The organism is Stenotrophomonas sp. TWI169 (assembly GCF_039674705.1).
GTDB classification, from domain to species: Bacteria; Pseudomonadota; Gammaproteobacteria; order Xanthomonadales; family Xanthomonadaceae; genus Stenotrophomonas; species Stenotrophomonas maltophilia_P.
Window position 1 is genome coordinate 417,446 of record NZ_JBDJOB010000001.1, and the last position, 7,795, is coordinate 425,240.

Below are 7,795 nucleotides of genomic sequence, written 5' to 3' on the forward strand. Positions count from 1 at the left end.
TGAGTGGCTACGGGGCACCTGCGCGGTAAGATGGCCGGCGCCCCTACCTGCTGCCCTGTCCATGCCCGCAGAACCGACCGGCACCGCCCCTGTTCCCGACCCGCGGATGGCCCAATCGCTGGGCCGCGATCGTCGGCGGATCGTGCTGAGTTACCTGGCGATGGCCCTGGCCTGGATGATCGCCACCGACAGCGCCGTGCAGCTGCTGGTACCCGATCCGTACCAGGCCTCGCTGTGGCAGAGCCTGAAAGGGTCGTTCTTCGCCCTGGCCAGCGCCGGGCTGCTGTACCTGCTGCTGCGGCCGCTGGCCGAGCACGTGCTGCTCACCCATGCCCGCCTGCAGGCCTCCGAGCTGCGCCTGCGGCAGATGTTCGAGGGCAATCCCGGGCCGATCCTGGTCTACGATCTGGACAGCCTGGCCATTCTCGATGCCAATCCTGCGGCCTGCAGCGCCTTCGGCTGGGAGCGCGAGGAACTGCTTGAGCGCACCATCGACGTGCTCTGGCCGCCCGGCCAGGACCAGGCGCTGCAGATCAAGCTCGAAGCCATCCGGGAGGCGCCCGAGCAGCTGTGCATCCTGCGGGCGCAGCTGCAGCTGCGCGATGGCAGCCTGCGGCAGATGGAGCTGCGCTCGAACGCAATCGGTTACGACGGCCACAACGCACGCCTGCTGATTGCCATCGATCGCACCGCCGAGGACCTTGCACAGCTGCGCCGGGACCAGGCACTGGCACGGGTGGAGGAAGCGCATGAGCTGGCGAAGATCGGCGCCTGGGAACTGGACCCCTCCAGCGGGCTGGGCCGGTACTCCAGCCAGGTCTATCGCCTGCTCGGCCGGCGCCCGCCGGAAGCGCGCCGCTGGCATCGCTTCGACGAACTGCTGGTGGCGGCCGATCCGGCCACTGCCGCGCAGGCGGACCAGCTGCTGGCCGAACTGTGTTCCGGCGAACCGGTGCAGGTGGACGTGCTGCTGCCGCTGCTGTCGATGGATGGCCGCGCGTTGATGGTGCACCTGCGCGCGGCCAGCGGCGTTGACGAGGCCGGCCGCGACCGCGTGCTCGGCACGCTGCAGGATGTGACCGAGCGCGAGCAGTCGCGGCGGCTGCTGCGCGAACGTGAGGAACAGTTCCGCGAACTGGTGCGTGTACTGCCGGACGGCGTGGTCATCCTCTTCGAGGAGCACGTGCTGTACGCCAACGCCTGGGCCGCGAGTCTGTTCGGCTATGGCGGCCATGCCCTGCTCGGCGAGCCGCTGGCGGCTCTGGTCGCCGACAGCGATCTGGCGCGGGTACGCGTGCAGCTCCGGGCCGGCCAGCCCCAGCACGGCCCCGGCCACAGCAGCGTGGTGGCGATGCAGCGTGCCGATGGCCGCAGCTTCCACGCCGGCCTGGCTGTGGGCGAAGTGCGGTATGGCGGTCGCGACTGCAAGCTGCTGATCGTGCGTGACCTGAGCGACTCCGAGCGCACCCGCAGTGCGCTGGAGACCAGCAACCGCGAACTGCAGGCGATGGCCGGCCGGTTGTTCTCGCTGCAGGAGGACGAGCGCCGCGCGATCTCGCGCGACCTGCACGATGACATCGGGCAGGCCATCACCGCCATCAAGCTCTCCGCCTATGCCGCGCAGGACGAAGACGATCCGAAGCGCCGCAGCGAGGATCTGGCACAGATCGTCAGCCTGGCCGACACCACGGTGGCCAAGCTGCGTGACATCTCCACCCTGCTGCGGCCTCCACAGCTGGATGCGCTGGGCCTGGAGGCGGCACTGAGCTGGCAGGCACGGGTACTGTTCCGCTCCTCACCGGTGGAACTGCTGGCCGAAATCGAGCCCCTGCCGCATCGGCCCGACAACAGCATCGAGCAGGCCTGCTTCCGCATCGCCCAGGAAAGCCTGACCAACGTACTGCGCCACGCCCGCGCCAGCCAGGTGCAGCTGCAGCTGCGCGATGTCGGCCAGCGCGGGCTGCACCTGCAGATCCGCGACGACGGCGAGGGTTTCGACCCTGACGGCCCGCGCGGCCTGGGCCTGATCGTCATGCGCGAACGTGCGCAGAGCGTGGGCGGCCACGTGCGGATCGAGTCGGCGCACGGCGCCGGCACCCTGGTCGATGTCCATCTTCCCTACCAGGCAGCCTGCGCGGCTGCCGTCGAAACACCGGATTACTGAGCCTATGTGGAATCCCAATCTGCCGCTGGTCAGCATCGACGATGCCCCTGACCGCCTTGGCGCCGGCAATCCCGAGCTGCAGGCGATGGTGGCCGAAGCCGCTTCGGGTGGCACGCCGCTGATGCTGATGCATGTGGACATCGACCACTTCGCGTCGGTCAACGAGAACATGAGCGCGGAAGTGGGTGACCAGGCGCTGGTACTGGTGGCGCAACGCCTGCAGTCCTACCTGCGCGGACGCGGCAAGCTGTGGCGCCATGGCAGCGACGAGTTCCTGATCGCCGTGCCGCGCGACGCCGACCTGCCGCTGCCGGAGGACTTCGCCGAAGAGATCCGCCAGCAGATGGAACTGCCGCTGTCGGTGCTGCCCTACACCCTGTTCATGACCGGCAAGCTGGGCGTCAGCCTGTGCCCGGAGCATGCCAGCAGCACCTCGCGCCTGCTCGATCATGCTGAAGATGCGCTGTACCAGGCCGCCCGCGAGGGTGGCAACGCGGTGCGCATCCATGCCGTGGACACACCGCCCAGCGCGCACAGCGAGAGCATCATCGCGCGCCAGATCGTCGATGCCATCCCCAATGCCGAGCTGAAGCTGCGCTACCAGCCCCTGGTCAGCGCACGCGATGGCCATGTGGTGGGCATGGAAGCCCTGCTGCGCTGGCAGTCGCCGACGCTGGGGATGCTGGTACCGGAGCGTTTCATGCGAACGGCCGAGCGGCTCGGCATCATCGTGCAGATCGGCACTTGGGTGCTGGAGGGTGCGCTCAAGCAGGCCCGGCTGTGGCGCGACCAGGGTTTCGACGACTTCACCATTGCGGTGAATGTCTCCACCCTGCAGCTGCTGCGACCGAATTTCTTCGCCGAAGTGATGTCGCTGCTGCAGGCAGCGGGCGTGCCGGCGCAGATGCTGACGCTGGAGATCAACGAAAGCGCACTGACCAACAACGTCAATTTCGTGCACGAGACCCTGGCCAACCTGCGCAACGAAGGCATCAGCCTGAGCCTGGACAACTTCGGCACCGGCGACTCCAGCCTGAGCGCGCTGGTGCGCTATCCGGTGGACAAGCTGAAGATCGACCGCAGCTTCATCAAGAGCGCACCGGCCGGCAACCGCGAGGCCGCCATCGCCCGTGCGATCATCGCCATGGGCCACCAGCTGGGCATGACGGTGATCGCCAACGGTGTGGAATCGCAGGCACAGCTGGGCTTCCTGCGCCGCAACGACTGCGATGTGTTCCAGGGCTATCTGTTCGGCGAACCGATGTCGGCCGATGCCGCGGGCATGACCCTGCGCCGGCGCTACCTGCGACCGGAAGCATTCGCCGAGACCCGCCCGGACCGCACCCTGCTGCTGCTGGACGACGAAGAGAACGTGCTGCGCTCGCTGGTGCGGCTGTTCCGTCGCGACGGCTACCGCATCCTTGCCGCCGGCAACGTGCGCGACGCCTTCGATCTGCTGGCGATCAACGATGTGCAGGTGATCCTGTCCGACCAGCGCATGAGCGACATGAGCGGCACCGAGTTCCTGGGCCGGGTGAAAATGCTGTACCCCGACACCATCCGTCTCGTGCTATCCGGCTACACCGATCTGAACACGGTGACCGACGCGATCAACCGCGGCGCGATCTACCGCTTCCTGACCAAGCCATGGAACGACGACGAGCTGCGCAAGCACATCCACCAGGCCTTCCGTACCTACGAGGAACAGCGCCGCAGCAACGCCGGCCCGGTGGCGATGGACGCAGGTGACGGTGGCGAGGATCGCCCGCCGTTGCGATGATGGAGGCCGCCGGGCATGGCCCGGCGCTACCGTGCACCTGTGCCGTGCGGCGGCTCAGCGAGGCTGCTTCACCGGCAGCACCACGCGGAAGCGCGAGCCGACGCCGGGGGTGCTGTCCAGATCGATGCGACCGTGGTGCTTGTTGATGATGCTGTAGGAGATCGACAGGCCCAGGCCGGTTCCGCTGCCCACCGGCTTGGTGGTGAAGAACGGATCGAAGATGCGCTGGCGCAGTTCGGGCGAGATGCCGCCACCGGTGTCCTCGAACTCGACCCAGACATGGTCGCCCTCCACGCCGGTACGCACGGTGATGGTGCCGCGCTCGGCGATGGCATGGCCGGCGTTGAGCAGCAGGTTCATGTAGACCTGGTTGAGCTCGGACGGCAGGCACTCGACCAGCGGCAGCTGGCCGAACTCACGCACCAGGGTGACCTTGTACTTGAGCTCGTTCCAGATGATGTTGATGGTGGACTCGAGGCCGGCGTGCAGGTCGACCAGCTTCCACGACTCATCGCGGCCGGAGTACGAGAAGTCCTTGAGGTCGCGCACGATGCGCGTCACCCGCTCAATGCCCTCGCGTGACTCGGCCATCAGCTGTGGCAGATCGCGGCTGATGAAGTCGATGTCCAGCCGGTCACGGATGTCGTCGATCTCCGGGATGAGCGCCTTCGGGTCGGGCGCACGCAGGGCGCGCTCGTAGGCCTCGATCACGGTGAACAGGCTGCGCAGGTACTCCTGCAGGCTGCCGAGATTGGAGTGCACGTAGCCGATCGGGTTGTTGATCTCGTGCGCGACGCCGGCGGCAAGCTGGCCGATGGACGCCATCTTCTCCGACTGCAGCAGCTTTTCCTGCGTGCCGTTCAATCGAAGGTAGGCCTGGCGCAGTTCGGCATGGCGCTGCTGCAGCTCGCGCTCGTAGTCTTCCTGGCCCTCGATGTGGCGGAACAGTGCCAGGTAGTGGCCCTGCCCGGGCGGACCGTGATGGTACAGATGCGCGATCACCACGCCCTCGCCCAGCGGCAGGCTGCCGTTCCAGTGACCGTTCTGGCGGGCGTGCTCCAGCGCGTCCGGCGGCAGCAGCTGACGCAGGCGCTGTGGCGCCGGCAGAAGGCCTTCGTCGCTGGCCAGCAGGTTCTGCGCGGCCGGATTGGCCAAGGCGACCTGACCGTCTTCGGTGAACAGCAGCAGGCCCTCGCGCAGGCGTTCAAGCAACGCCTGCAGCACCGGCTGTGGTGGAAGGGGGGCGGTAACCAGGACGTTGGCAGCGGACACGGCAGCTCAGGGGCATTCGAACAGGCGCCCAATATACGCGGTCGTGCCGCAGGCGATAGCCTGCGAGCCGGGAGGTCCGCGCGAAATTGCGTCAGGCCACCGCCAGAGGACGGCCAGCGGTGACTGCGTGGGCCTGCCCCTTGGCATCGTAGGCCGAGGCCTCTTCGCTGCGGCCCAGCTGGCGCAGCGCCCAGTTCACTTCGCGGCGCCTGCGCGACAGCAGCACGCCGTTGGCGCGATTGCGCTCGGCCAGCTCCTGCAGCTGTTCGCCCTCGCCCACCGGCGGCGCGCCTTCCAGCGCACGCAGCGCCTCCAGCTTGGCGCCGGTGGCGCGGATCAATGCGTGCACGTCATGCTCGACCAGGGCCTGGCGTTCGACGTCCAGGGCCTGCGCCAGGCGCTGCAACGGCTCGCTCATCGCCGCGGTCATCCGTGCAGCTGCTGGTCCAGCTCAAGCATGCGCGAAGCGATCGCGTCCGGATTGATCGTATAGGTGCCGTTCTGCAGCGATTCGCGCACGGCGGCCACGCGCTGGGCGTCGATCGCCGGCGCCGTGGTCAGTTCGCGTTCGATGGCCTGCAGATTGGTGGCCTCGCCGGTCAGGCGCAGGCTGTCGGCCGCCTCCACCGGACGCGCCGGCGAGTCGCTGCTGACGCCGGGCTTGCTGGCCGGGTTCGTCACGCTGCGCAGTGCCTGGGGGACCTGCAGGTTGCCGTCGATTTTCTGGCTCATGGGGTGTCCTGGAGTTGCCGTTCACAAGGGATAACGGCCGCAGGGCCGTGATCTTTAGGGAAATCTTGCGGGAATTCAACGCGCCACGATTACGTCACCACGGGCATCCACCGTGCCCTGCACGATGCGCCGCGAGGACAGGTTCTCCACCGAGATGCGTTCGTTCTCGCCGGCATCGCCCATCGCCCGGCCCGCGATGCGCACCTCGACCGAGCCGCGCCGCGACACCAGCGCCACATTGTCTCCGCGCTTGATGAGACGCTGGGTGACCAGGTCGTTGCTCGACAGCAGCGTTCCAGCCTGCAGCGGACGCCGGGCGATGCGGCCGATCGCTGCATTGGGATCGGCCAGCACGGCCCCGGCAATGCGTGCAGCATCGCGTTGGGCGGTACTGATATCGGCAGCCGTCAGCGTTTCTCCAGCAGCGATGCCGCGTGCAAGCACCAGCACCGTCTGGTTGCGCCGCACCTTCACCGGTACGAACAGGCGCCAGCCGCCCGCATCGGGGCAGCTGACCTCGACCGTGGTGTTCGCTGTCGGCTGCACCTGCAGCGCTCCCCCGCACCGGGGAAGACGCAGCGCGTCAGCCACCTGGGCCTCGCCTTCGCTGCCGGCGGGCAGGCTCGACAACGCCGCCGCACGGATGCTGGCCACCGGCTGCCAGTCGGCGGCCACTGCCCAGGGCGAGGCAATGGCCAGTGCGACTGCCAGGATGGAGGAGATCGGGCGCATGGCGCCTCCTGTCGATGGGACCTGGCCCGGACGCGTGCAAGCGGCGTGCCAGTGCGACGCGCGGCACCACACTCGGCGCCGCTGGATCGGACCCTCAAGTTCCCGCCGCTGCACGCCGATACAGCAGCCATGTCCCATGACCTGCTCAACCGGATCGACCAGCGGACCCGCCTGGCCGGCCACAACCGACTGGCGCTGCTGCTGTTCCGCCTCGGCGGACGTCAGCTTTTTGGCGTCAATGTATTCAAGGTGCAGGAAGTGCTGCGGCGCCCGGAGCTGTTCCAGGTGCCCGGCCTGCCCGGGCAGTTCGCCGGCGTGGCCGATGTGCGCGGACGCTCGGTGCCGGTCCTGGACCTGGGCCTGGCGATCGGCCATCCCGAGCGCGAGCCGGATGCCGATACCTCACCCGGCTACCTTGTCGTCACTGAATTCAACCGCTCGATCCAGGGCTTCCTGGTCAGCGGCGTGGAGCGCATCGTCAACATCGCGGTGGAGGACATCCATCCGCCACCGGAACTGGGCGCTGAATCGAGCTATCTGACGGCGGTCACCCGCTTCCAGGGCGAGCTGATCCAGGTGATCGACGTGGAAAGCGTGCTGGCCGACATCGCGCAGATCCGGGGCGAGGCCGTGCTCGATCCACAGATGGCCATGCCCGCCGACGGCCCGCAGCTGCAGGTGCTGGTGGTGGACGACTCGCGGGTGGCACGCCAGCAGATCCGCAGCGTACTGGACCAGCTGGGGGTCGGCGCCACCCTGCTCTCCGATGGCCGGCAGGCGCTGGACCACCTGCTGCAGATCCACGCCTCGGGCGAGAATCCCGCCGACCGCTACGCCATGGTCATCTCCGATATCGAGATGCCGGCGATGGACGGCTACACGCTGACGACGGAAATCCGGCGCCATCCGGGGCTGGCGGGGCTGTACGTGCTGCTGCACACCTCGCTGTCGGGCGTATTCAACAACGCGATGGTCGAGCGCGTGGGCGCCAATGCCTTCGTCGCCAAGTACTCCCCGCACGTGGTGGCGTTTTTGGTGGTGGACCGCCGGGGCTTGGGGGGGTTGGCGGCCTGGGGCCGCGGGGCTTCCCAGCGGGGCTTGGCCCGGCGCTACCG

At 68.1% G+C, this 7,795-nt stretch carries 7 protein-coding genes; 3 read left to right on the plus strand and 4 right to left on the minus strand.

Annotation, left to right across the window (positions count from 1 at the left end):
- Window positions 1-61: 61 nt before the first annotated feature.
- Both ABE543_RS01735 and ABE543_RS01740 read left to right on the plus strand, forming a co-directional pair.
- Window positions 62-2,164 carry a PAS domain S-box protein gene (locus ABE543_RS01735; RefSeq protein ID WP_346475202.1) on the plus strand — a complete coding sequence of 701 codons (2,103 nt, stop codon included), beginning with the start codon at window positions 62-64 and terminating at the stop codon, window positions 2,162-2,164.
- A gap of 4 nt (window positions 2,165-2,168) precedes the next feature.
- Window positions 2,169-3,944, plus strand: a complete 1,776-nt coding sequence (locus tag ABE543_RS01740) for an EAL domain-containing protein (RefSeq protein ID WP_053517925.1) — start codon at window positions 2,169-2,171, stop codon at window positions 3,942-3,944.
- 54 nt (window positions 3,945-3,998) lie between these two features.
- Here ABE543_RS01740 and ABE543_RS01745 read toward each other — a convergent pair whose 3' ends face one another.
- The 4 genes from ABE543_RS01745 to flgA all read right to left on the minus strand — a co-directional run bounded on the left by ABE543_RS01745 (window position 3,999) and on the right by flgA (window position 6,680).
- Window positions 3,999-5,216: an ATP-binding protein gene (locus ABE543_RS01745; RefSeq protein WP_065175707.1), complete on the minus strand. Its 1,218-nt coding sequence runs from the start codon at window positions 5,214-5,216 to the stop codon at window positions 3,999-4,001.
- 91 nt (window positions 5,217-5,307) lie between these two features.
- Window positions 5,308-5,646, minus strand: a complete 339-nt coding sequence (locus ABE543_RS01750; RefSeq protein WP_346475203.1) for a flagellar protein FlgN — start codon at window positions 5,644-5,646, stop codon at window positions 5,308-5,310.
- On the minus strand, window positions 5,643-5,948 hold the full coding sequence (gene flgM / locus ABE543_RS01755) for a flagellar biosynthesis anti-sigma factor FlgM (RefSeq protein WP_053517921.1): 306 nt from the start codon (window positions 5,946-5,948) through the stop codon (window positions 5,643-5,645). Before flgM ends, ABE543_RS01750 begins: the two co-directional genes overlap by 4 nt.
- Window positions 5,949-6,023: 75 nt before the next feature.
- On the minus strand, window positions 6,024-6,680 hold the full coding sequence (gene flgA, locus ABE543_RS01760) for a flagellar basal body P-ring formation chaperone FlgA (RefSeq protein WP_053517920.1): 657 nt from the start codon (window positions 6,678-6,680) through the stop codon (window positions 6,024-6,026).
- 129 nt (window positions 6,681-6,809) lie between these two features.
- On the opposite strand from flgA, the gene ABE543_RS01765 reads away from it, so the two are divergent.
- The coding region (locus ABE543_RS01765) for a chemotaxis protein (RefSeq protein WP_346475204.1) at window positions 6,810-7,795 on the plus strand (986 nt) is incomplete at its 3' end.

Coding starts and splice junctions, on each gene's coding strand:
- ABE543_RS01735 (WP_346475202.1), top strand. CDS start 62: ATGCCCGCAGAACCGACCGGCACCGCCCCTGTTCCCGACCCGCGGATG.
- ABE543_RS01740 (WP_053517925.1), top strand. CDS start 2,169: ATGTGGAATCCCAATCTGCCGCTGGTCAGCATCGACGATGCCCCTGAC.
- ABE543_RS01750 (WP_346475203.1), bottom strand. CDS start 5,646: ATGACCGCGGCGATGAGCGAGCCGTTGCAGCGCCTGGCGCAGGCCCTG.
- flgM (WP_053517921.1), bottom strand. CDS start 5,948: ATGAGCCAGAAAATCGACGGCAACCTGCAGGTCCCCCAGGCACTGCGC.
- flgA (WP_053517920.1), bottom strand. CDS start 6,680: ATGCGCCCGATCTCCTCCATCCTGGCAGTCGCACTGGCCATTGCCTCG.